General features: G+C 50.2%; 25 protein-coding genes. 11 read left to right on the top strand and 14 right to left on the bottom strand.

Features of this window, described 5'->3' with window-relative positions; all coding sequences use genetic code 11:
* From AC50Y3_RS02735 to leuC, 4 genes are all read right to left on the bottom strand, one after another.
* The gene (locus tag AC50Y3_RS02735; RefSeq protein WP_494817224.1) at positions 1–615 is read right to left on the bottom strand and encodes a GerMN domain-containing protein; all 615 of its coding nucleotides are present in this window, start codon (positions 613–615) and stop codon (positions 1–3) included.
* 10 nt (positions 616–625) lie between these two features.
* The gene (locus AC50Y3_RS02730; protein ID WP_494817223.1) at positions 626–2,089 is read right to left on the bottom strand and encodes an N-acetylmuramoyl-L-alanine amidase; all 1,464 of its coding nucleotides are present in this window, start codon (positions 2,087–2,089) and stop codon (positions 626–628) included.
* 303 nt (positions 2,090–2,392) lie between these two features.
* Complete coding sequence (leuD, locus tag AC50Y3_RS02725; protein WP_494817222.1) at positions 2,393–2,986, bottom strand: 3-isopropylmalate dehydratase small subunit; 594 nt, start codon at positions 2,984–2,986, stop codon at positions 2,393–2,395.
* A gap of 75 nt (positions 2,987–3,061) precedes the next feature.
* Positions 3,062–4,483, bottom strand: a complete 1,422-nt coding sequence (gene leuC / locus AC50Y3_RS02720) for a 3-isopropylmalate dehydratase large subunit (protein ID WP_494817221.1) — start codon at positions 4,481–4,483, stop codon at positions 3,062–3,064.
* 158 nt (positions 4,484–4,641) lie between these two features.
* Between leuC and AC50Y3_RS02715 the strand changes: the two genes are divergently transcribed.
* Positions 4,642–5,532 carry a LysR family transcriptional regulator gene (locus AC50Y3_RS02715; protein ID WP_494817220.1) on the top strand — a complete coding sequence of 297 codons (891 nt, stop codon included), beginning with the start codon at positions 4,642–4,644 and terminating at the stop codon, positions 5,530–5,532.
* Here the strand turns inward: AC50Y3_RS02715 and AC50Y3_RS02710 are convergent.
* The gene (locus AC50Y3_RS02710) at positions 5,521–6,318 is read right to left on the bottom strand and encodes a carbon-nitrogen family hydrolase (protein WP_494817219.1); all 798 of its coding nucleotides are present in this window, start codon (positions 6,316–6,318) and stop codon (positions 5,521–5,523) included. The genes AC50Y3_RS02715 and AC50Y3_RS02710 overlap by 12 nt on opposite strands.
* A 114-nt stretch (positions 6,319–6,432) precedes the next feature.
* On the opposite strand from AC50Y3_RS02710, the gene AC50Y3_RS02705 reads away from it, so the two are divergent.
* The 8 genes from AC50Y3_RS02705 to mtnB all read left to right on the top strand — a co-directional run bounded on the left by AC50Y3_RS02705 (position 6,433) and on the right by mtnB (position 14,433).
* The gene (locus AC50Y3_RS02705; RefSeq protein WP_494817218.1) at positions 6,433–6,879 is read left to right on the top strand and encodes a hypothetical protein; all 447 of its coding nucleotides are present in this window, start codon (positions 6,433–6,435) and stop codon (positions 6,877–6,879) included.
* A gap of 118 nt (positions 6,880–6,997) precedes the next feature.
* Positions 6,998–8,188: a pyridoxal phosphate-dependent aminotransferase gene (locus tag AC50Y3_RS02700; RefSeq protein WP_494817217.1), complete on the top strand. Its 1,191-nt coding sequence runs from the start codon at positions 6,998–7,000 to the stop codon at positions 8,186–8,188.
* A gap of 379 nt (positions 8,189–8,567) precedes the next feature.
* The gene (gene proB / locus AC50Y3_RS02695) at positions 8,568–9,683 is read left to right on the top strand and encodes a glutamate 5-kinase (RefSeq protein WP_494817216.1); all 1,116 of its coding nucleotides are present in this window, start codon (positions 8,568–8,570) and stop codon (positions 9,681–9,683) included.
* A gap of 30 nt (positions 9,684–9,713) precedes the next feature.
* Positions 9,714–10,961, top strand: coding sequence for a glutamate-5-semialdehyde dehydrogenase (locus tag AC50Y3_RS02690; protein ID WP_494817215.1), 1,248 nt, complete (start codon positions 9,714–9,716; stop codon positions 10,959–10,961).
* Between the two features lie 19 nt (positions 10,962–10,980).
* Complete coding sequence (proC, locus tag AC50Y3_RS02685; RefSeq protein WP_494817214.1) at positions 10,981–11,862, top strand: pyrroline-5-carboxylate reductase; 882 nt, start codon at positions 10,981–10,983, stop codon at positions 11,860–11,862.
* The gene (locus AC50Y3_RS02680; protein WP_494817213.1) at positions 11,859–13,088 is read left to right on the top strand and encodes a 2,3-diketo-5-methylthiopentyl-1-phosphate enolase; all 1,230 of its coding nucleotides are present in this window, start codon (positions 11,859–11,861) and stop codon (positions 13,086–13,088) included. The genes proC and AC50Y3_RS02680 overlap by 4 nt, the downstream gene beginning before the upstream one ends.
* Positions 13,088–13,780 carry a 2-hydroxy-3-keto-5-methylthiopentenyl-1-phosphate phosphatase gene (locus AC50Y3_RS02675; protein WP_494817212.1) on the top strand — a complete coding sequence of 231 codons (693 nt, stop codon included), beginning with the start codon at positions 13,088–13,090 and terminating at the stop codon, positions 13,778–13,780. Before AC50Y3_RS02680 ends, AC50Y3_RS02675 begins: the two co-directional genes overlap by 1 nt.
* Positions 13,781–13,782: 2 nt before the next feature.
* Positions 13,783–14,433 (top strand): methylthioribulose 1-phosphate dehydratase, encoded by a 651-nt coding sequence (gene mtnB / locus AC50Y3_RS02670; protein ID WP_494817211.1) that lies wholly within the window; start codon positions 13,783–13,785, stop codon positions 14,431–14,433.
* A 56-nt stretch (positions 14,434–14,489) separates the two neighbouring features.
* On the opposite strand, the gene AC50Y3_RS02665 is transcribed toward mtnB, so the two are convergent.
* Positions 14,490–15,800 (bottom strand): DUF2515 family protein, encoded by a 1,311-nt coding sequence (locus tag AC50Y3_RS02665; RefSeq protein WP_494817210.1) that lies wholly within the window; start codon positions 15,798–15,800, stop codon positions 14,490–14,492.
* A gap of 148 nt (positions 15,801–15,948) precedes the next feature.
* On the opposite strand from AC50Y3_RS02665, the gene AC50Y3_RS02660 reads away from it, so the two are divergent.
* Entirely contained in the window at positions 15,949–16,617 is a 669-nt protein-coding gene (locus AC50Y3_RS02660) for an SOS response-associated peptidase (protein WP_494817209.1), read from the top strand.
* 38 nt (positions 16,618–16,655) lie between these two features.
* Here AC50Y3_RS02660 and AC50Y3_RS02655 read toward each other — a convergent pair whose 3' ends face one another.
* The 5 genes from AC50Y3_RS02655 to AC50Y3_RS02635 all read right to left on the bottom strand — a co-directional run bounded on the left by AC50Y3_RS02655 (position 16,656) and on the right by AC50Y3_RS02635 (position 22,164).
* Complete coding sequence (locus tag AC50Y3_RS02655; RefSeq protein ID WP_494817208.1) at positions 16,656–16,943, bottom strand: stage VI sporulation protein F; 288 nt, start codon at positions 16,941–16,943, stop codon at positions 16,656–16,658.
* Between the two features lie 73 nt (positions 16,944–17,016).
* The gene (gene recG, locus AC50Y3_RS02650) at positions 17,017–19,071 is read right to left on the bottom strand and encodes an ATP-dependent DNA helicase RecG (RefSeq protein ID WP_494817207.1); all 2,055 of its coding nucleotides are present in this window, start codon (positions 19,069–19,071) and stop codon (positions 17,017–17,019) included.
* Positions 19,072–19,075: 4 nt separating this feature from the next.
* Positions 19,076–19,930, bottom strand: a complete 855-nt coding sequence (locus AC50Y3_RS02645) for a DegV family protein (RefSeq protein WP_494817206.1) — start codon at positions 19,928–19,930, stop codon at positions 19,076–19,078.
* Positions 19,931–19,941: 11 nt separating this feature from the next.
* Positions 19,942–21,789, bottom strand: a complete 1,848-nt coding sequence (locus AC50Y3_RS02640; RefSeq protein ID WP_494817205.1) for a DAK2 domain-containing protein — start codon at positions 21,787–21,789, stop codon at positions 19,942–19,944.
* Between the two features lie 15 nt (positions 21,790–21,804).
* Positions 21,805–22,164, bottom strand: coding sequence for an Asp23/Gls24 family envelope stress response protein (locus tag AC50Y3_RS02635; protein WP_210654399.1), 360 nt, complete (start codon positions 22,162–22,164; stop codon positions 21,805–21,807).
* A 222-nt stretch (positions 22,165–22,386) separates the two neighbouring features.
* On the opposite strand from AC50Y3_RS02635, the gene rpmB reads away from it, so the two are divergent.
* Complete coding sequence (gene rpmB / locus AC50Y3_RS02630) at positions 22,387–22,575, top strand: 50S ribosomal protein L28 (protein ID WP_091215486.1); 189 nt, start codon at positions 22,387–22,389, stop codon at positions 22,573–22,575.
* Between the two features lie 150 nt (positions 22,576–22,725).
* On the opposite strand, the gene spoVM is transcribed toward rpmB, so the two are convergent.
* From spoVM to rpe, 3 genes are all read right to left on the bottom strand, one after another.
* Positions 22,726–22,806 carry a stage V sporulation protein SpoVM gene (gene spoVM, locus AC50Y3_RS02625; RefSeq protein WP_010345573.1) on the bottom strand — a complete coding sequence of 27 codons (81 nt, stop codon included), beginning with the start codon at positions 22,804–22,806 and terminating at the stop codon, positions 22,726–22,728.
* A gap of 230 nt (positions 22,807–23,036) precedes the next feature.
* On the bottom strand, positions 23,037–23,306 hold the full coding sequence (locus tag AC50Y3_RS02620) for a hypothetical protein (protein ID WP_494817204.1): 270 nt from the start codon (positions 23,304–23,306) through the stop codon (positions 23,037–23,039).
* Positions 23,307–23,323: 17 nt separating this feature from the next.
* A complete protein-coding gene (gene rpe / locus AC50Y3_RS02615; RefSeq protein WP_494817203.1) occupies positions 23,324–23,968 on the bottom strand; it encodes a ribulose-phosphate 3-epimerase in 645 nt (214 codons plus the stop codon).
* Between the last annotated feature and the right edge of the window lies 1 nt (position 23,969).

The raw sequence follows: 23,969 nt of genomic DNA, 5'->3' as shown, positions 1-23,969 counted from the left end.
TTATGGTTTAGTAATGGGATGATCGATTTCTTCATGGCCCATTAAACTATCGACTGCTTCACCATCGACCAATAGATCAATGGACGTAACATCCTGCAGCTGGAAAAACGTGCGTGTAAGTGCTTGTATAGCAAGCATTTCGCCCGGCGCACCTAGTCTGGCTTCATCAGGTAAATGAAGGTCTAAAGTGACTGCAGCTCCGTCTTGTTTCGCGCTAAGCAGCTCGGCATGCTTCCATAAAGAAGCCTCTCCCTTTAAGCCATCCTGCTGGAGTGCAGTAAACATCGCTTTCAGCTTATCCTTCGGATCGCCGTACTCGATATCAGACTTCTGCTCATGAAGCTCCATCATATCGTCGTCTGTATAGAATACAGAAATCTGCTCTTTTACAAGTGCAGGCTCTTCAGGCTGAGCAGGCTCCGTTGGAGTATTATTAGCTTTATTAGCTTCCTGTTCATCCGAAGTAGAGGTATTGTTAGTTCCATCTGCCGGCTGATCTTGAACGGCTCCGCCTTGTGTCAGCGGTTCAACCCGATTGCCGCAAGCGCTAAGGGGTACGATAAGTGCGGCTGCAACGATTACCGATAATAATGAAGTAGTAATATGACGTTTCATCGGCATTCTCCTAGCTTAGTTTTAAATATTCTTTAATGCCCGCTACGATTTCCGCAGCGATTTTGTTCTGTTTCGCATCATTGAAGAGTACGGCAGAATCTCCGCTGTTGGAGAGATATCCCGCTTCCAGCAATACCGCCGGCATAGTCGTCTTCTTGATAACTCTGAAATCAGCTTGTCTTACACTACGATCCTTGAAGCCTGTCCCAGCAACCAAATGCTTGTGCATTACTTTCGCCAAGGCAATACTGTCCCCGCGTGAGTAATACGTCTCTGAGCCCGTAACCGTTGCACTTTCCGTCTTATTTGCATGGAATGAGATAAACAGATCGGCTTTCAGATTGTTTGCAAAATCTGCGCGATCATCAAGCTCCACGAATGTATCGTTGGACCGTGTAAGATACGGCTTGATTTTCGCTTCTTGATCAAGAAGCGCTTTTACCTTTAATGTGATTGCAAGATTGTATTCTTTCTCCTGACGGCCGTTTACACTAAGCGCACCCGGATCTTTGGCACCATGGCCTGCATCCAATACCACTTTATAAACCTTATCCCCCGGCGTTACCGGCGGTGTAACTGGCGGTGGGCCTGTTTGCTCCAAGACATCAATTCGAATGGCATGATCTTCTTTCACCGTCTGAACATTCGTCGGAGCCAGAAGGTCCAACACCACCCTGACCGTATCCGGCTTGTCCGAATAATACGAGTATCGCACCTTCTGAAGTGTAGGATGAGAATCAATCAATATCTCGCCAAGCTTCGTGGAGCTGTTTAACTGCGTAAAGGCAGGCGTAAATGCGGAACTAAAGTTCATATAAGGCAGGTCGATGACAACGCGCTCCGGATTATGTAGCACCTCTGTTTTGACGTCTTTGAAATCGCCTTCATAGGAAAGGTAAATACTGCCTAAACCATTATACTCGATTGATTTGAGACTTGCAGAAATATCTGCTGGCGGCGGATCTGTTACTGGGCCTCCCCCGTTTCCATCTCCCGGGTTCGTTCCCGGATCAGGAGTTTCAGTCGGCGGATCTACTACCGGTGGTGTAACAACCGTTTGCTGGAAAAGATGAACCGAACGGGATAGCTTGTCCCAATATACACTTAACCCGAATTGCTCACTGATAAAACGCAGCGGCACCATCGTAGAGCCATCCGAATTGAGAGCCGGCGCGTCCAGAGCGACTTCATGGTCGTTCACAATGGCACTCTTATCGCCAATTGTCAGTACCATGTTCGTATCGCCATTGGAGATCGTTACATTCGGCTTCTCCCATGCCACATCAAAACCAAGCCCTTCCGTCACCGTTCGGATCGGAACGAGTGTCGAACTGCCGACAATGCGTGGCTCAGCGGCACTTTGAAGCTGTTTCCCATTCAGATAAAGCTTTGGTGCTTCCGCTGCTCCCACGAGACTGGGGAACAAAGAGATCAAGAGTGACAACAGCAACACAGCGGACACAAACTTCTTCATCTTTCACCTCTAAAACTATTTTTTCGCCTGCCAGCATGCCTAATTCGACGAAGACTGTAGACAATGATTAGACGCAGTTTGTCAGAAAAAGTTGCGTAATCAGGAAAATTGTAACTATCAGGTGTATCAGTCTGAATTCTCGACGATTTTACCGGTGAGAGTTCGATTTTGGAACTCTCGACTCAATCTTTCGGTAACTTCATTGCTGAGAGTTCGGTTTTACAACTCTCACGCTCGCAACGACACCGAAACAAAAAAAACAGCCCCAATCATCAACGGATGATTGGGGCTGCCCAATTTAATTTAGAATGTAACGCGGCTTGCTTCGTATGCGGAGATTTTGTCTTCGTGTTGAAGCGTCAGTCCGATGTCATCCAAGCCTTGGAGCAGGAATTGACGGCGGTGCTCATCGAGGTCGAAGTCGATGTGCAGTCCGGCATCATCTGTCAGCGTTTTATTTTCCAAGTTGACATTCAGCTTATAGCCTTCTGTCTTCGCCGTGCGTTGGAACAAGTCTTCAACTTGCTCTTCGCTCAGACGAATTGGAAGAATGCCGTTCTTGAAGCAGTTGTTATAGAAGATATCCGCGAACGAAGGCGCGATAACGACTTTGAAGCCATAATCGAGAATCGCCCAAGGCGCATGCTCACGGGAAGAGCCGCAGCCGAAGTTAGCGCGGGAAATCAGAACTTCCGAACCTTGGTAACGAGGTTGGTTAAGGCTGAATGACTCAATTACGTTACCTTGCTCATCCCAGCGCCATTCGAAGAATAGGAATTGGCCGAAACCGCTGCGCTCAATACGCTTCAAAAATTGTTTAGGGATAATGGCATCTGTATCTACGTTTACACGATCTACCGGGGCAACAAGACCCGTTAGCTGTTTAAATTCTTCCATGATCGTTAACTCCTCTCGTCTCTCTTGCTACTGCAATCGAATCCCCATATTTTGAGCGATTCAATTGCAGTGTTACTAGTTCAATACTTCGGATTTGATTTTCCAGTCGCGAACATCCGTGAATTTACCCATGATCGCAGCAGCTGCGGCCATTGCCGGGGAAACCAAGTGCGTACGTCCGCCGCGGCCTTGACGGCCCTCGAAGTTACGGTTGGATGTCGATGCGCAGCGTTGGCCCGGTTGCAGAACGTCTGGGTTCATCGCAAGACACATGGAGCAGCCGGCGTCGCGCCATTCGAAGCCTGCTTCCGTGAAGATCACATCGAGGCCTTCTTTCTCAGCCTGGATCTTAACGCGGCCTGAACCTGGAACAACAATCGCTGTAACGCGGTCGCTAACTTTATAGCCTTTGGCAATCTCAGCAGCGGCGCGCAAATCTTCAATCCGACCATTCGTGCAAGAACCGATAAAGACGTAGTCGATGTCGATCTCACTCATTGGTGTACCAGGAGTAAGTCCCATATATTCAAGTGCTTTTTCAGCTGCTTTACGCTCATTCTCAGTTGGAAGCTCAGCCGGTACCGGTACGTTCTTCGTGATGTCTGTACCCATACCCGGGCTTGTACCCCAAGTTACTTGCGGGATCAAGGAATCAACATCGAACTCAAGAACGGTATCGAACTCAGCGCCTTCATCTGTCGCAAGCTCTTTCCAAATTGCGATTGCGCGATCGAACGCTTCGCCTTGCGGTGCGTATTCACGGCCGCGCAGGTAATTGAAAGTAGTGTCGTCAGGAGCGATCAAACCAGCGCGTGCGCCTGCTTCGATAGACATGTTACAAACCGTCATACGCTCTTCCATCGACAGGCTGCTGATCGCTTCGCCTGTGAATTCCATTACATAACCAGTACCGAAATCCGTACCGTATTTTGCAATGACGCCAAGAATCATATCTTTAGCGGTAACGCCCGGTTTACGGCTTCCTGTGAAACGAATTTCCATGGTTTTCGCTTTCGACTGCTGCAAGCACTGCGTTGCAAGAACATGCTCAACCTCGGAAGTACCGATACCGAAAGCAAGAGCTCCGAAAGCACCGTGCGTGGAAGTATGGCTGTCGCCGCAAACGATTGTTTTACCAGGATGCGTTAGGCCAAGCTCAGGTCCCATAACGTGAACGACGCCTTGGTCGATGCTGTCGAGGTCGAACAACGTTACGCCGAAGTCTTTACAGTTTTGCGTCAGCGTATCAATTTGCTGCTTGGAAATCGGATCTGTAATGTTGAAACGATCTTTCGTAGGTACGTTGTGGTCCATCGTTGCGAAAGTAAGGTCCGGACGGCGTACTTTACGACCCGTCATACGGAGGCCTTCAAACGCTTGCGGGGAAGTTACTTCATGGACAAGCTGCAAATCGATATAGATTACGCTCGGTTTACCTGCATCCGAATGAATGACGTGATTATCCCAAATTTTCTCAAACATCGTTCTTTTCGCCATTATATTCACCTCATAAGTTCATTTGCTCGTAGCAATAATTCAATGTAGTCATCATATCATTTCTTTCTTCATTGATCTAAGATATAATATCTATAACAGCAATAGGTACGGCCTATGAAGATAAAACATGTAAAAACTGGGTTCTGGAGTGGTTAATCATGGAATTTCGCCAACTGCAATACGTCATCCAAATTGCCAAAGAAAAGAATTTCTCGCGCGCAGCGGAGAAACTGCATATCGCACAGCCTTCACTCAGCCAGCAGCTCTCTAAGCTGGAGAAGGAAATCGGCGTGCTCTTATTCCGGCGGACCACGAACTCCGTTGAACTGACGCATGCAGGTGCTGTATTTGTAGATAAAGCACAGAACATTTTGGACAATATCGAACAATTGAAGCAGGAGCTCGACGACCTTGCTCATATGCGCAAAGGAAAGCTCGTTGTAGGGAGTTTATCCATTACCGGTTCGCACGTGCTGCCAACTGTACTGCCTATCTTCAATAAAAGGTATCCGGAAATTGAAGTCGTCCTTGTCGAAGACACGCCTTCCAAGCTGGAGCAATTGACCGCAAGCGGCCAAACGGACCTTAGCTTACTTGCACTGCCCCTATTCGAGCCTTCGCTGGAGTGGGTTCCCATTATTGAAGAGGAAATCGTGCTCGCAGTTCCGCCTGATCATCCTCTGGCAAAGTTAAGTGAACCGATTCATATTGAAAGGCTGAGCGCTGAACCTTTTATCGTACTGAAGAAAGGCCAGGGCTTCCGGCAAAATGTATTGGAACTATGCGAACAAGCCGGCTTCGAGCCGCGTATCGTATTTGAGAGCACGAATATCGAAACCATCCAGTCCCTCGTGGCTGCAGGTATGGGAATCACGTTTGTGCCGAAGATGCTTATAAGGGATAAAGTCGATGAAAGGACGCCTGTCTATTTACCGATTTCAGCGCCCACACCGATTCGCACACTCGTCATAGCAAGCCGTAAAGGCCGCTATCTGTCGAGAGCGGCCGAGGCTTTTATTGAAACGATGAAAGCTACATTAATAAAGTGAAGGACGGCGGTCTTCGAATACAGGAATCTTGGCACGGACGGCGTCTACGAGATCCAGATCGATTTCCGCCCTCATAATAACTTCCTCTTCTCCCGCTTCCGCTACAATTTCGCCCCATGGATCGATAATTAAAGAATGACCGAAGAACGAACTCGTTCCGCTTGTTCCGCAGCGATTGCACGCGATAACAAACATTTGATTCTCGATAGCTCTAGCGGTTAATAAGGTCCGCCAATGATGCAATCTCGGGTTTGGCCACTGGGCCGGAACGAACAACACTTTAGCGCCGCCAAGAGCAAGCTTTCGTGCCAGCTCGGGGAAACGGATATCGTAGCAAATCATCATGCCTGCATCGGAATCAGCCACTTCGAGCGTTCCCAACTTCTCCCCTGCTTGTAAATGCTTCTCTTCATCCATGAGGCGGAATAAATGAATTTTGGAATAGTCCGACACCACTTCGCCGTTCTCATTGAACACATAAATCGTATTATAAACGCCGCCATCGCGTTTCTCCGCAATGGAACCTCCAATAATTTGTACCTGGTGCTCACGGGCAAATGCCGACAACAGCGCCTTCGTGCGCTCTCCGTCCTGGTCTGCGATTTGCTCAATCTGCTCAAGCGCGTAACCGGTGTTCCACATCTCCGGGAACATGATCAGATCAGGCTTAACCGGTCCTTGAACCGCTTCGTTCAGCCTCTCCTCCAGCCTGGAGAAATTCGCCTCGGGATATCCCGCATCAACGTGCATCTGCACGATTGCAAGCTTTAATTTCCTCTCACTCATTCGATTGCCTCCTGAATTGCTCAGTTTTACCTAATCATATCGTCTCATGCTTCGCTGTCAAGATGGGCACTGTAAAGAGGAAACCATCCTGTACCGATTAAGGAGACTGCGTAAATGAGAAGATGGAGCACAAAAATTGTATCAGCCCTGGCACTGCTTTTGTTTCTGGTTCTTCCTGCTGTGGTCAGTGCCGGAGCACTGGATGACGGCGGTGCTATGCAGCGGCCAGTGCAGGCTTTCGATGTCGTTGCGGGCAAGGTTGTTAAGAGTGTCCCGAACAATGCCGAGTTTCAAGGTTACGCGAAATCATGGCTGAATTCCGTTACCGGAATGTCGCCTAAACTGCAGGCCGAAGACAAATGCGGTTATGTGTTTCGTATTCCGCTTGATCAGCCAACCGCTGTGAAAGCAGGTGCGCTTCAGGTCATGACGCAGGATGTATTCCTGTTCTATTGTCCGAAGAAACCGCAGCTGCTGCTTATTTTTGACGAGAACCGTAAGCCTTACCTGCTGCAATTCAAAGCCAATATCAAGCCTTTCCTCAAAGCGATGGATCTGTAAGTAATCGCAAAGCACCGGCTCAGCTTCACTCCACCTCGCCGCTTTAGGAACCGGGCGCTCGACACTCATTCCAACATTATGCTACATTTAGGCTTAGATTAACGGTGGAGTGATAACTATGGATGGAATAAAAACAGTTCAAATCAGTCCGGCGGACCGGATGACCGGTTTGCCGGCACAATTCTTTGCCGGACTTGTCCGCAAAGCAAATGCACAAGCAGCCAAGGGCTGCGATGTCATCAATTTGGGGCAGGGTAACCCGGATCAGCCTACACCGCCTCATATCGTAGCTGCACTCCAAGAGGCAGCTCCGAACCCGATGTATCATCGCTATCCGCCATTCAGCGGGTATCCTTTTCTCAAGCAAGCAGTCGCTCAGCGGTATAAGGAAGATTATGGCGTTGACCTCGATCCGGAGAAAGAAGTCGCCATCTTGTTCGGCGGCAAAACAGGTCTTATCGAAATTAGCCAATGCTTACTGAATCCCGGTGATATCTGCCTCGTACCTGATCCCGGCTATCCGGATTATTGGTCCGGGGTTGCACTTGCGGGCGGCAAGATGGAATATATGCCACTGACGGCCGACAATGCTTTCCTGCCGGATTACAGTGCGGTATCGCCAGACATTGCGGATAAAGCAAAGCTTATGTTCATCAACTATCCGAACAATCCAACCGGAGCTACAGCAGGTCCGGAGTTTTACAAGCAAACAGTCGATTTCGCCGCCAAACATGGGATCGTCGTTGCAAGCGACTTTGCTTACGGCGCGATCGGTTTTGACGGAAAACAACCTGTAAGCTTCCTGCAGACACCCGGAGCCAAGGAAGTCGGCGTTGAATTCTATACGCTGTCGAAGACTTACAATATGGCCGGCTGGCGTGTCGGCTTTGCACTCGGCAATCCCGAAATTATTTCATTGATCAATCTCATTCAAGATCACTACTATTGCAGTTTGTTTGGTGGGATTCAAGCTGCCGCTGCTGCAGCGCTTACTGGTCCTCAGCAATGCGTCATCGATCTTGCTGCTGCCTATGAGAGCAGACGCAACGCCTTGTTCGGCGCGATGGACGAAATTGGCTGGAAGGCTGCGAAGCCAAGCGGTTCTTTCTTCTGCTGGCTGCCAGTGCCTAAAGGCTATACCTCCTCATCCTTCTCTGATCTGGTCTTAGAGAAGGCTGACGTCGTGCTTGCGCCAGGTGTCGGTTTCGGCACATATGGCGAAAATTACGTTCGCCTTGGTCTTCTTGCCCCTGAAGAACGGCTGCAAGAAGCGATTCATCGCATCGGTAAACTGGGTCTGTTCGAATAATCAAAAAATAATCTTCACTTTGCCCATAAAGCCTGTCTTTATGGGCTTTTCTTTGCTTTACAGTACCAGGCAGAACATGGTATGATTCTCTTTAATTAAAAACCATTAACGTCTTGATGGGGCCAAGTATGCACTCCGCAATGCGACCAGAGAGTAAATTCGTTCGCTGTGAGAATTTACCGTTATTGCTGCAGAAACCTTCCCCGGAACGGCCGGCGATGAGTCGGACAGCGACCTGCTGTTATCAGGTCTAAGAAAGCGGAACGGCATGTCAATCATAGCCGTTAATAAAGGTGGTACCGCGGAAGTGAAACTTTCGTCCTTTGTATATACAAGGATGAGAGTTTTTTTTATTTTCCAGGAAAGGTTTGGGAGACATATGACAGATACCATTGTAGTCAAAATCGGCAGCAGCTCCTTAACCTCCGATGAAGGCGGCATTAATCGGGAACGAATCGCCTTCTTTGCGCACGAGCTCGCTGCCCTCCATGAAGCAGGCTACCAAGTGCTGCTTGTCACCTCCGGTGCCATCGCCGCCGGATTCAAGAAAATCGGCTATCACACTCGTCCGAAGCTCGTCCACGAGAAGCAAGCGGCTGCGGCCGTCGGTCAAGCACTGCTTATGCAAGCCTACCAAGAGGCATTCGCGTCGTATGGCAATAATGGCGGTGTCGGCGTTGCGCAAATTCTGCTTACCCGGGCCGATTTCTCCAACCGCAAACGGATTCAGAATGCGCTGATGACCATTGAAGAGCTTCTCCATCGGCGCATGCTCCCGATCGTGAATGAGAACGACACCGTAGCAACGGATGAATTGAAGTTCAGCGAGAACGATACGTTATCCGCGCTTGTCGGCAATCTGGTCAAAGCGAAGCGGCTTATTATTTTGACCGATATGGATGGCCTTTATTCCGAAGATCCGCGCAAGAATCCGAACGCCGTTCGATATGACCGAGTTGAGCAGATTTCCGATGATATTCTGCGTGTCGCAGGCGGAGCAGGATCATCGGTTGGAACCGGCGGAATGCGCTCGAAGATTGAAGCAGCACGTATCGCGATGCGCGGCGGAGTTCCGGTATTTATCGGCCGTGTCGTCGAGCCCGGCGATTTGAATTTAGCCGTTTCCGGTGTCGGCAAAGGCACGTATTTCGAAACGAGTCAGCATAATCTGACGACAAAGAAACAATGGCTTGGCTTCCATTCTATGCCGCAAGGCCGCATCTTCGTCGATCCCGGTGCAGAACGAGCGCTGCTCGAAGGCGGCAAAAGCCTGCTGCCAGCCGGCATTCGAACCATTGAAGGTGATTTTCATCCCGGGGATGTCGTCGAAGTGTTTAATGAACAGCAGCAATCGCTTGGCCGAGGTGTCGTCAATTATGCCGCTTGGCAGGTGCAGGCCGTTGCCGGCCTAAGTACGGAAGAAGTTCGCAGACGTGTTGAAGTAACCCGGATAGAAGTCATTCACCGTGATGAGTGGGTCACACTAAGAGCTTAAACGACAGGACTTATGAGGGAGAGAGACCATATGAGCGAAGTGCGGGAGAAAGCGGCCCTTGCCAAACAGGCTGCGGGTATTATGAACCGATTGACAACGAATCAGAAGAACGAAGCCCTTCTCGAGATGGCCAATGCCTTGATTCAATATCAAGATTCAATTATTGAGGCAAACCGGATCGACATTGAACGTGGACGCGAGAACGGAACGAGTGAATCATTGTTGGACCGACTGACGCTTACTTCGGCACGTGTCAAAGATATTGCGGAGGGACTTCGCCAAGTTGTGCAGCTAAACGATCCTGTTGGCCTTACACTGGAATCATTTGAACGTCCGAATGGACTGCGCGTCGACAAAATTACTGTACCTCTCGGCGTTATCGGTATGATCTATGAAGCCCGTCCCAATGTAACAGTCGATGCAGCCGGCTTATGTCTGAAGACTGGCAACTCAGTCGTTCTTCGCGGCGGATCTGCAGCGCTTGAATCCAACCGTCGTATCGTGGAAGTGCTTCGCGGTGCGCTTGCCTCCACTTCGATGCCTGCCGAAGCGCTTCAATTGATCGAAGATCCATCCCGTGCCTCCGTTGATGAAATGCTGAAATTAAACGGCCTGCTCGACGTCGTCATCCCTCGCGGCGGCGCATCATTAATTCGAAATGTTGTTGAAAATGCAACCGTCCCTGTCATTGAAACAGGTGCCGGCATTTGTCATACTTACTTGGACGACAGCGCGAAGCCTGCGATGGCATCGGATATCGCATTCAACGCCAAAGTGCAGCGCCCTTCCGTCTGCAACTCCATGGAGACGCTGCTTGTCCATGAAGCTTTCGCCGAACGTCATCTTCGTGAATTGGCCGACCGCTTCCTCGCGGCCAATGTCGAGCTCCGCGGGTGCGAACGAACGCGCGCCATCGTTCCCGAGGCTCAGGCTGTAACCGAATCGGACTATGAAACGGAATATAATGATTACATTATGAATATTCATATCGTTTCCGGCATAGATGAAGCCATGCGCCATATTAGCCAATACGGCACGATGCATTCGGAATGTATCGTTACGGAGAATCAAGAGCACGCTGATCAATTCATGCAGCAGATCGATGCGGCTGCGGTTTACCATAACGCTTCCACCCGGTTTACGGACGGCTTCGAATTCGGCTACGGCGCCGAAATCGGCATCAGTACCCAGAAGCTTCACGCCAGAGGACCAATGGGATTACCTGCACTGACTTCAACCAAATTCCGCATTTATGGCAGCGGACAAATTCGCGGATAGAACAGGAGGATTCACGATCATGACGATACTTTCATCTTCTAGTGTTTCAACTGCAATTGGCTCGCTTAAAATGTGTTTCTACGGTGCAGGCTCCATTGCCGAAGCGATGGTTCGCGGACTGTTGGACCGCGGCTTGACCGAGCCGGGTCAAATCAGTATGATGAATCGACAAAACGCTGCGCGGATGGAAGAGCTCACGTCGCGATACGGCGTGAATACATCCTCTCTGGAAGCGGAGAAATCCGTCATGCTGCAGGAAGCGGATATTGTATTTCTAATGATGAAACCGAAGGATGCTGCAGAAGCAATCAGTCAAGTGAGGGATCTTCTGCATCCCGGTCAACTGATCATCTCGGTTATTGCCGGCATGACTATTCGCACATTGGAAACGCTGCTAGGCAAACCGATGCCGATCGTTCGTACGATGCCGAATACATCAAGCACAATCGGACTTGGTGCGACGGGAATCAGCTTCTCCGCCTCTGTCACGGGCAATCAGCGTGACCTGGCCGAAACGATGTTTCAAGCGGTCGGCTTAACGGCGGTTGTGGAAGAACAGCTGCTTGAGGTCGTTACAGGGTTATCTGGCAGCGGGCCTGCCTATGTCTATTACCTAATGGAAGCTATGATTGTAGCTGGCAGTCAGCTTGGTCTTACTGAGGACGCCGCTCGGGAGCTGACCGTTCAAACCGTACTAGGAGCCGCGCATATGGTGAAAGCTACTGGGGAGAACCCGGCCGATCTGCGCCGCAAAGTGACCTCGCCTAACGGCACAACGCAAGCTGCAATTGAGAAATTAGATGCAAACCATTTCTCGGAAGCCGTTATCAGTGCGATAACACGTGCTGCTGAACGCGCTGCTGAAATGGGAGCAGAGATTGAAAGGAAAGCGACATCATGAGTGAGCAAGCTGTATGTATAGCAACCTACCGTTGTTACGATGACAAAGCAGATTTTCATAAGAAAGCACAAGGTATTGCTGTAGGCTTAACCGTCGGCAGCTGGACGGACCTGCCGGAAGCGCGTAAAGCGGAGATGGAGAAACATCTGGGCCGCGTTATTTCCGTAGACGTTCATGAAGGCTCCGCTCCGGGAGAGCGGTATGCCGATCTTCGCATCGCCTATCCGGATGTGAACTTCAGCCGCGACCTCCCTGCCCTTCTCGTTACTGTATTCGGTAAGCTGTCCATGGATGGCAAAATCAAACTGCTCAACCTCGATTTCTCAAGCAATTTTGTTTCAGCTTTCCCTGGACCGAAATTCGGTATCGAAGGTGTTCGGAAGCTGCTAGGCGCTAACGAGCGCCCACTGCTGATGAGTATCTTCAAATCTGTAATCGGACATGATCTCCCTAACCTGCGCGAGCAGTTCTATCAACAAGCGCTGGGCGGCGTAGACCTGATCAAGGACGATGAGATTCTATTCGAGAACCCGCTTACCCCGCTTGAGAAACGGGTTGAAGCGTGTATGGAAGCTGCACGTCAAGCAGAACAGGTTACAGGGCAGAAGCTGCTGTATGCCGTGAACTTGACCGGCCCAACGTCCAAGCTTGCTTCGCAGGCGAAAAAGGCGATCAACGCAGGCGCGAACGCAATCTTATTCAATGTGCTTGCCTATGGATACGACGTCCTGCATGAACTAAGCAGCGATCCGGAAATTTCAGTACCTATAGCGGCTCACCCTGCAATGGCCGGCGCATTGTACCCTTCTATGCACTACGGCATTGCCGCACCTTTGCTGCTAGGTAAGCTGATGCGCCTTGCCGGCGCGGATCTTGTTCTGTTCCCTTCACCATACGGTTCAGTTGTAATGCCGCGTGAAGAGAACTTAGCGGTGCAAGCAGCACTGATCGATCCAGCGCTGCCGGTTGCGCCAAGCTTCCCGGTTCCGTCTGCCGGCATTCATCCCGGACTTGTTCCGCTTATACTGCGCGACTTCGGCACCGATGTCGTTGTCAATGCAGGCGGCGGCATCCACGGACATCCAATGGGAACAGCCGCTGGCGGACATGCTTTCCGCATTGCCATTGAAGCCGCAAGAGCAGGCATTTCTCTTCCTGAAGCAGCAGCGAAGCCGGGTAACGAAGCGCTTCAAGCTGCGATTGACAGCTGGGGGTACAAAGAATAATGACCATGCACAGCAACGCTGCATCCAGATCATCACAGCGCGTTATCTTTTGCGACTTTGACGGCACCATTACGGAGAACGATAACATTGTTGCGATCATCAAGCATTTCAATCCGCCCGGCTGGGAAGCGATCGTGAACGACATCGTCGGACAACGCAAGACGATCCGCCAAGGCGTTGGCGAGCTGTTCCGACTGCTGCCTTCTTCGATGAAACGGGAAGTTGTCGACTATGCCATTTCCAATGCTACTATCCGTGCCGGGTTCGCTGATTTGCTGCAATACTGCAAAGAGAATCAAATTGAATTCTACGTCACTAGCGGCGGCATCGACTTCTTCGTCTACCCGCTTCTAGCGCAGTTTAACATTCCGGAGAATCATATTTACTGCAACGGCAGTGATTTCTCAGGCGATCAGATCGAAATTACATGGCCTCACCCTTGTGAAGGCGAATGTAAAACCGACTGCGGCATGTGCAAAACAACCATAATTCGCCGCTTCCCTAAAGGTCAGTACGAGCGCATTCTAATTGGCGACAGCGTGACGGATTTTGAAGGAGCGAAGCTTGCTGATCTTGTATTCGCACGCTCTCATTTAACGCAGAAATGCAAAGAGCTCGGACTTTCCTATCACGAGTTCAAGACGTTCCATGACGTCATCGATGTATTGAAATTGCAGGAGGCGACTACCTAACGATGTCATTTGCACAGATTGCATTAGAAGACAAGCAGCGAGTGCTTGCAGAGCTAACTGAAGTGAAGAGCCTCTTCGCCTCCCGCGGCTGGTTTCCGGGAACGAGCGGCAATCTTTCGATTCGAGTAGGCGACTTCTCGCCGGAGGAATTCAATTTCGCCATTACGGCTAGCGGCAAAGATAAGTCAATCTCGACGCCGGAGGATTTTCTGTTCGTCGATCAAGCCGGTAAGCCAAGTGAACCAACTCGTCTTAAGCCGTCGGCCGAAACGTTGATTCATTGCGAAATCTACCGTCAAACGGGCTGCGGCGCGATTTTCCACATCCATTCCGTCTATAACAGCATCGTCTCCGAACTGTTCTGGGAGCGTAAATCAATCCCGGTTGACGGTGTTGAACTCATTAAAGCGTTCAATATTTGGGAAGATGACGCCCATATCGATATCCCGATCGTATCTAACTTCACACATATACCAAGCATTGTACCGGAAGTTACGGAGCGACTTGACCCGCGTATTCCGGGCATCATGCTGCGAAATCACGGAATTTACGCTTGGGGGGCTAATGCCTTTGAAGCGAAACGCCATCTGGAAGCATTCGAGTTTCTGTTTGAATACGTATACCGCTGGGAATTGCTGCACCGCAAAGTTTAATGGATGCAGCAGTAAGATGAAAAAGGCGATAGAGGCAAGCTGCGTGCAGCTTATCTTTATCGCCTTTTGTCTTGTGCCGTGCTCGGCTTCAGCTGCTGGGCAGCCAGCACAGCTAACTCGATTTTGTTAATCGCGAGACAATGTTCTTCGGAGATGACAAACACCTCCGGGATCGGAAGCTGTTCAAAATATCCCTCTACCTCACTTAGCTCCAGAAACCAATCCGTACGACTGCCTGTCTCTACAGGTACATCCTGCCAAGCTGCGGTCAGCTCCGGACTAGTTAGTTTCTTCGCTCCTCGCTTCAACTTACAGCCATCCAGCTTCTCCACATAACTTCTTGTCGATTGGGATCGCAATTGCTTCGTAAATAAATGCGGGGCATAATCGGCTCTTGAGCCTGTATGATGCACGGCACGTACGAATGCCAGTACCCCCTGATGCACCTCTGGAACGCCATATAGAATGGCATATAGTCGTTTCCCGAATTCAATTCGCTCCTCCAAGCTGCGGAAATCCTCAAGTACCAATCCTGCAAGCTTCATAGCCCCTTCGTACGGTGCGCCATACGGCATAAATACGGCATTCGTCTGCAGCGGCGTTTGCAATAGGAAGGCAGGCTTTCGAATGACATGCTCCTTGAAGAACGTACTGCGAACCAGCGGTTCTTCAATGACATGCTGCTCATTCACGATAAGTGCGGTGGTCAGAGTGGCTGCATCTTTCCGACGCCAGAATTGCGACCAAACCGGACGCATGAAACCGGACACGCCAAAGGCAGGCAATAACGAGAAGAGCTCCCGCCCTTCCTTCCGCGAAGCCTCGTAGAGTAACAGCTGGGGATAAGCATCTTGAAAAATTATAGCATTCGCGCGTTCCAGCAGCAGAAACGTCTGCTTGCGATAGGTGCGATCAAGCAGCCGCGGCAACAGCTCGCCCTGCAGATCCGTCATATTCCAGCCGCCATTACGGGAAACCAGATGGGCCAGCAACGCCCAGTGCAGCTCGGGACTCCGAAAATAAACGGCGCGATACGCCTCGGTACGAGTCACGTTGTTCTGATTGGCGATCTCTGTTTCGTGTCGAATCCGATGGATTAATGCACGTTCCTGCTCGTTATACAACTCGGACAGCTGCTCTTTAGGCGATTCTGTCGATTGCTCCCCAAGTGACTTCCAAGCTGCTCGCAGCTCCCGGACGAACTCCGGCTTGAGCTCCACTGGAATCGCGTGCTGCGCCAGCTTCGAAGAAGCTCGTTTCGCCCGCCGCTTCGCCGCTACATAAGCCACGATTCGTGCAGGCAATCTGCGCAGTACTAATAGGATTCGCTTCATCACTGAAGGGTTCGTGCTGCCTTGATGCTCCATGCGCTTCGCCACTCCTTTCATTATGGGGCGACATCCGTTTCTTCTTGTCCACGGGTATACAATTTAGTATGGGCTTCTCTACAATCAATTAGCCGCCCGTAGTATACTGGAGAGAATAGGACGAATATGTGCAGGAGGTCTGCAGACGATGTGTGGACGTTATACCATTACAGTATCTTTGGAAGAGCTAATGTTACGTTATTGGATTTCTTCCACGAATGTGCCTTATAATCAGCCCAAATATAATGTGGCCCCTGGTCAAATGGTGTTCGCCATCGTTGGCGACGGAACGCAGAACCGGCTCGGCGAGCTCAAATGGGGGCTTGTCCCTTCATGGGCAGACAGCCCGAAGGTTGGCAACAAAATGCTCAATGCGCGCTCCGAGACCGTATGGGAGAAACCGGCATTCAAGCAGCTCATTCGCCGCAAACGCTGCATTATTCCGGCCGATGGTTTCTATGAATGGCGACAAGATGAGAAGGACAAGCAGCCGATGCGCATCGTGAAACGCGACCGCAAGCTCTTCAGCATGGCCGGGCTATATGATACATGGGTTTCTCCGGAAGGCATTAAACTGAGCACCTGTACGATTCTGACAACAGAGCCTAATGAGCTAATGGCCCCGATCCATAATCGGATGCCGGTAATCCTCCACGAAGAGCATGAAGCGATGTGGCTTGACCGCTCAATGCAAGATCAACAGCAGCTGAATGCGCTGCTGACCCCCTTCCCGTCTGAGCTGCTTGAGGCGTATCCCGTTGGCAAAACAGTCGGCAGTGTGGCAAATGACGATGCTTCATGTATCGCACCTATTTGAATGCACCAGAAGAGCAAAAAAAACCGCCGATCCAAGGATCAGCGGAACATAGCCCATAGCTTGATAAGGTGAATCGTGTTTGAAGGATCGATTTTCTGACCGAGGATAAAGGCAATTAATTGCTCTTCTTGCTGCTCCGTAAGTGACTCTTGCAAGATGCCGGCTGACGTCTTGACTAGCTTCTTTACTTTCGTGCGATCCTGTAAATCATATTTGGTCACACCATTTAACAGCATCTTCATACGATCCTTCACGACCGGATTCTTCATCTTCAATTTCACACGCTCGACCAGCTCGGGCCGGATACCATATTTCGTGTAGCTCATCTTATGGCTAGCACCTCCGTCGGCTTCTTAAAGCCATTCGTTGTACTATATGCTAAGACAGCCACTTTAAAAACTAGTCCAAGAGTTCCCCTTGAAAAAGTTGCTCTTTCTTCAGCAAATCACGCAGTCTGGCATAGGCCGCTGCCGTCCAGAAATCCGGCTTCGCCGTCATCTCAGCCGCATCGTCCCGGGCTTCCTCGAGCACTGCAAAATCGGCCGCCATGTCGGCCAGTTTAAAGTCCGGAACGCCGCTTTGCTTCGTCCCGAAGAAATCGCCGGGTCCCCTCAGCTCCAAATCTCGCCGCGAAACCTCGAAGCCATCATCCGTTTCCGTCATGATTTTCATCCGCTCGCGACCGATTTCCGATTTCGGATCGGCAATCAAAACACAATAGGATTGATGGCCGCCGCGGCCTACTCGCCCGCGCAGCTGATGCAGCTGCGACAAGCCAAACCGCTCCGCATCCATAATGACCATCAATGTAGCGTTTGGCACGTCGACCCCGACCTCCACGACAGTAGTTGCTACGAGTACATGTACTTCATTCTCACTGAATGCGCGCATTACTTCGTCTTTGTCAGAGGTAGTTAACCGTCCATGCAGCAGTCCGATCTTTAAATCCGGGAAAGCTTGCTGGATTTGAATATGTAAGTCGATCGCATTCTGCACATCCAGCTTCTCCGATTCCTCGATGAGCGGGCATATAAAATAACACTGACGCCCAGCCTCTACCTCGCGTCGAATGAATCCGAGCACCCGGTCCAGCATATTATGCTTGACCCAATTCGTCTGAATTGGCTTTCTGCCCTGCGGACGTTCACGCAGCGTGGAAACGTCGAGGTCGCCGAACGCCGTAATCGCAAGCGTTCTGGGGATCGGAGTCGCAGTCATCGTAAGCACGTCGGGATTCATCCCTTTGCGTCGCAATACACTCCGCTGGTTAACGCCAAACCGGTGCTGCTCATCGGTTACAACTAAACCAAGACTGCGGAAATTAACGCCTTCCTGAATAATGGCCTGCGTGCCAACGATCACGTCAATAAGTCCCATCTGGAGTCCTGCCAGCACATCGCGGCGTTTCTTCTCCGTCAAGCTGCCCGTTAACAGTGCAACCTGCAGCCCAACACCGCCTAGCAGCTTCTGTAAGGAGCGATAGTGCTGCTCCGCTAAGATCTCCGTCGGCACCATCAGCGCCCCTTGGTGACCCGCTTTATAGGCGGCAAATAGCGCAATCGCCGCTACGACCGTTTTCCCGGAACCAACATCGCCTTGCAGCAGTCGGTTCATGCAGGAAGGATGACGCATATCAATCAATATCTCGTTAACAACCTTCTTCTGTGAATCCGTCAGCTCAAAAGGCAGCGTACGAACGAAAACCCGGATCGATTCCGCATCGACCACATGGGCAACGCCATCCATCCGCTTACGGTTAATCGTGCGATACGCCTGCAGCTTTAACTGGAACAAGAACAGCTCCTCATATACAAGTCGGCGTCGAGCTGCTTGCCCTTGCGCGATATCTTCAGGCTGATGAATCTGCTTCACCGCATCGCGGCGCAGCATGAGGCCATGCTTGTCCACCAATTCAGCAGGCAGTATCTCTTCCACCATCGGACCGTATTGAAGCAGCGCCTGCGCCATGATTTTGCGTATCCATGGCTGTGTCACGCTCCCGCCAACGGAGTAGACGGACTGGAGAGTCCCTGAGCGCGAGGCACCTTTATCAGGGAACTCGGATTCCGACACCGTGATTTGCAGCCGCTGCTGCTCCCACTTGCCCGTCAGAACGATATCCCGGCCGGGAATCAGCTGATCCTGCAGAAAATGCCGATTAAACCATACGGCCGTCACTAATATGTTGTCGATCACTATCTTGCAAGTTAAGCGAGTCTTAGCACGGCCGAGTCGCTGCAGGAGCGGATTGCCCATAATCTTGCCTTCAACGGTCGCTTTCTCCCCATCCTTCGTTTCCCCTAAGCTCCGAATCCGATAATCCTCATATCGAAACGGAAAATAATCCAGCAAATCTGCGATCGTATGAACGCCAAAGGCGTGAAGCTCCAATTCCTTCTGAGCACTCACGCCTTTCATTTGCCGGACCGTTATTTGATCCAGCTTCATCCCCATTACCTCACACCCGCGTAATAAATAATGCAGCGGCACCTGGACCGGCATGCGTTCCGATAACGGAGCCGATCTCGGTTTGCCGGATGCTGCGTATGTTAAGCTGTCCTTGCGCCAGAGCTGCAAGCTCAAGCGCCAGCTCGTTCTTATGTGTCCACCCGACAGTCATTTCAATCGGATCATTGCCGAATTCGTTCTTGAACAAGTCGATAATGCGCTGCATCGCTTTCTTCGTTCCGCGCACCTTATCCACTGCCGTTACTTCGCCTTCGCTGTCGATCGTCAAGATCGGCTTAATGTTAAGGATCGAACCAAACAAAGCAGCTGCCTTGCCAATTCGACCACCCTTCTGCAAATACTCGAGCGTATCCAGCAAGAAGTACATGCGGCGATCTTTAATCATATGTTCCACTTTGGCGACAATGGCTTCTTTGGTTTCACCCGCAGCTGCCATCTCTGCTGCTTTAACAGCCAGCATACCGCAGCCATAAGAGGCGGATTTGGAATCGATAACCGTGATATCGCCGGGCACGTCAAGCAAGGTTGAGCCTAGAACCGCCGATTGATAAGTGCCGCTTAGTGCAGAGGACAGATGAATCGAAATAATAGATGTGTCCTTCCCTGAACCGAGCACACGCTCGTACGCTTCCATAAACTCTACCGGAGAGGGCTGTGAGGTGGTAGGCAGCATATCTGCTTTGGCCAATCGCTCATAAAATTGATTATTCGTGATGGTAACTCCATCGAGAAACGTGTCCTCACCGAAAAGTACCTTAAGCGGTACCATTTCGATATTATGCTGCTCACGGACACGCTTTGGAATATCCGCCGTACTGTCCGTAATAATCTTGATTGTACCCATTCCAGCACCCCCTATTCCACTGCAAATAGATATGGATAAAGCGGTTGCCCGCCTTCATGTACTTCGAGTTCTGCATGTGCAAAGGTTTCGGTTGCCCATTGTACGAATTCCGCAGTTACGGCTTCGTCTGCTTGTTCACCTGTGAGAATGGTGACAAGCTCACCGCCGTCTTCCAGCATTCTGGCGAGCAGCTCCCGGCAAGTTTCCTGTAAGCTCGGGGAAGCTGTCACAATGGACTTCTCCATGATGCCGATATAATCGCCTTCATGAATGGTAATGCCGTCAATCGAAGTATTGCGTACCGCATTGGTTACTTGGCCCGAACGTACCTGCTTAGCGGCTTCGCTCATCGCTTCTGTGTTCTCTTCCGCAGTACCGTCTTCCTTAAAGGCCAGAACAGCGGCGAGACCCTGCGGAATATTCTTCGTTTGTATAACGGTTACATTTCGTTCACACAGCTCAGCAGCTTGCTGCGCAGCTAGGATGATATTGCCGTTGTTCGGCAGTAAGTAAATATGCTCAGCCGACAGCGAATCGATCGCATTGACGAAATCCTCTGTCGATGGATTCATCGATTGTCCGCCGGATAACACAACATCCACATTGTTATCCATGAAGATCGAAGCGACCCCTTCGCCCATGGCCACTGCGATGATGCCGAATGCTGCCCACTCATGAGCCGATTCCGCAGTGATCGAAGCCGCAGGCGTGCCTGTCAGCACTTCCGAGACAGCAAGCCCTAGCGCCGCTTCCTCCACAATCGCCGTTTCCTTCAGTGGATCCTCAAGGACATCAGGTGCTGCCGATGTACTGCCGCTCATATGTGCCGCTTCTTCATGTAGCAGATCACGGTGCTGCTCTCGCATGTTAAGAATATGAATTTCAGTTAGCTCACCGTAAGGCAGCGCATAATTAAGCACGTCCCCCGGCTTGCGTGTATGAACATGAACTTTAATGATTTCATCGTCAGCAATGACAAGAATCGAATCCCCGTCTCTGCTAAGCATGCCTTTAAACAAAGCTTCGTCGAAACGCAGCGCATTGCGGCCTGCAAGCTTCCGATTAATGAAAAATTCCATATCGTATAAAAATTCAATATTCTCGGTTGCCAAGCGGGATTGCGCGCTGGATGGCACCAGGTTAGGACGTGGAACCGGTGGTGTTGGCATAGCCTTCATCGCCGGGAACAGCTCTGGTGAGGCTGCCTCCGAACCTACATGACTTTCATCCGCAGTTCCGCTGTTATCAGTTAATGCACGCAGAAAACCTTCATAGATACAAACAAGTCCTTGACCGCCGGAATCTACTACACCCACTTGTTTAAGTACAGGCAGTAAATCAGGTGTACGTGCAAGCGATTCATTCGATTTCGTTACAACCTCGCGCAGTATCTCTGTCATATCTGTTGTGCGCTTAGCAATTGATACCGCATGTTTAGCCGTATCTTTCGCAACGGTTAGAATCGTCCCTTCAACTGGTTTAACGACGGCCTTGTAGGCCATGTCTACACCGTTCTGAAGCGCAGCAGCAAACTGCACCGGATCGATTTGATCCAAGTTGACGATACTTTTGGCGAACCCCCGGAATAACTGTGACAAAATAACGCCGGAATTCCCGCGTGCGCCCATAAGCAATCCTTTAGAAAGCGCTTCCGCAACTTTGCCTATTGCTGGGGAGGATTTGCTCTGCAGCTCGCGTTTTCCTGACGTCATCGTTAAATTCATATTCGTCCCGGTATCACCGTCCGGAACCGGGAACACATTCAGCGCATTAATGCGCTCGACATTTCTTTGCAAACTTTCCGCTCCGCTCAGTACCATACTTGTAAAGTCTGAGCCGTTAATAAAGCGTTTAATCAAACGTATTACCCCTTCCTACCGAGATACCCGTACGCCTTGGACAAAAATATTGATGACGTCTACCTTGACGCCGATGACCTCATTCATCACATATTTCACTTTCGACTGAATATTATGTGCGACCTCGGAAATTTTTGTGCCGTAGCTAACGATGATGTACAAATCAATGTGTAAGTAGTCGTTCTCTCGGTGGACTTCAACACCGCGCGATAAATTATCTCGACCGAGCAACTCAGCAATTCCGTCTTTCAGCTGCTTTCTTGAAGCCATACCTACCAGTCCATAACAATCCAGTGCCGCTGAGCCGGCAAGAACGGAGATAACATGGTCGGTTATGAATACATTGCCTAATTCCGAATTAATCTGCAGGGGCATGGAAAACCACTCCTTCACCGTTATTATTATGGACTAAATAACATTGTACTATAAATAATGACGATTTTGAAGCCCAATGCCCATTTTACGACCATTTTCTGCATTTTAAGCGCTTTATATACCTTAGGGATGGAATCTTCAAATGCTTGATGAATGTGATTTGTTATGTTATTATATTGGAGTCTGTTTATTTGCAGTGATTCTTCAAGGGAGGTGTATTTCATGTCTCGCAAATGTTTCATTACTGGCAAAGGTCCAGGGGTAGGCAACCATGTTTCGCACGCTAACAACAAAACTCGCCGCACTTGGGGCGTTAACGTTCAAAAAGTTAGAATTCTTGTTGACGGCAAACCAAAACGTGTTTATGTCAGCACTCGTGCTCTGAAAGCCGGCAAAGTGACTCGTGTATAACGGCATTAAGCCATGGACAAAAAGCACCTGATTCCATCAGGTGCTTTTTTGCATGTCTAGGCACAGGAGGGACCAAATGCTGTGCTCTGTGCTCAGGATGCTGCATGTCGAACCGTTCCTTAGCGCGACTTCATACCTTGCTAGCAGCCGCTAGTTCTTTTGGAACGTATTCAGAATCGCCTTCACGAAGCCACCCAAAAACTTCGGCAGCTTGATCGTGTAAAATTTCATGCTCCACCCCTCCTAAGAGTTTTGCCTCAGCAAAACCGTTCATAAGCATAAGCTCTAGTTTTGCATGTGCGTGTGCGTGAGCAAAACGTTCTTCGTATGCTGAATAAACATCCGTAACGATCCTCTCAGCCTTTTTCACACAAAAAAAGGCTACAAGAACGTTCGTTCATGTAACCATCCTATGCGATCTATGATTGTCCTATTCCAAACCCGAAGTCATCAGCCAGCGGTTAGGCCGTAGTCATTGGATGCGCCCTGGCATAAAGTACAACGGCAATCAAAACGGTAAAGAAAAGAAAGAACAGCAACGACATTACACCAAATACGATTCGCGAGCGCAGTGATGTAAACCGCTTAAAATAGAAGATTGCAATAACAAGTGCAAGAATGGAGAACAGAAAATTGACGCCAGTCTTTACATTCGGAAAGATCGCCAGCATCAGGCCGCAGCCTAAACTAAACAGTGTGCATAGTAAGCCTTTCTTTAACCATTCGGGCATCTTGAGTCCTCCTACTCCTATCGCAGAGCTGTTATGGCCGCTGCGCGATCCTGTTCAGTAAATACGGCATTGCCGGCTACAAACACATCGGCACCCGCTTCTCTGACAAGCTTCGCAGTCGTTGCATTGATCCCGCCATCGACCTGGATCAGCATGTCACCAAGGCCGCGCGATTCAAACAGCGTGCGCAGCTGACGAATCTTCTGAAGCGATTGAGGGATAAACTTCTGGCCGCCGAAGCCCGGGTTCACGGTCATGATTAGAACCATATCCAGATCATCCAGCACGTTCTCCAAGACGTTAATCGGCGTAGCCGGGTTCAGCGCGACGCCGACAGGCAATCCGGCTTCTTTGATTTGGTGAATAACACGGTGTAGATGAACGCATGCTTCGGCATGCACCGTAATACGATCAGCGCCTGCTGCTACGTAAGACGAAATGTGCAGCTCCGGACGCTCGATCATCAAATGAACATCGAACACAAGCTTCGTGGCTGGCCGAACAGAACTAATGACAAGTGGTCCGAACGTCAGTGTAGGGACGAAATGACCGTCCATGACATCAATATGAATCCAATCCGCTCCGGCACGTTCCACGTCTTTGATTTCGTCTGCAAGTGTCGCAAAATTAGCCGACAGTATCGATGGAGCAATGATAGCCATT

This window comes from Paenibacillus sp. J22R98 (genome assembly GCF_059383835.1).
Note: the sequence above shows the minus strand (reverse complement) of the source record. Positions and strands in the feature narration are given on the sequence as shown.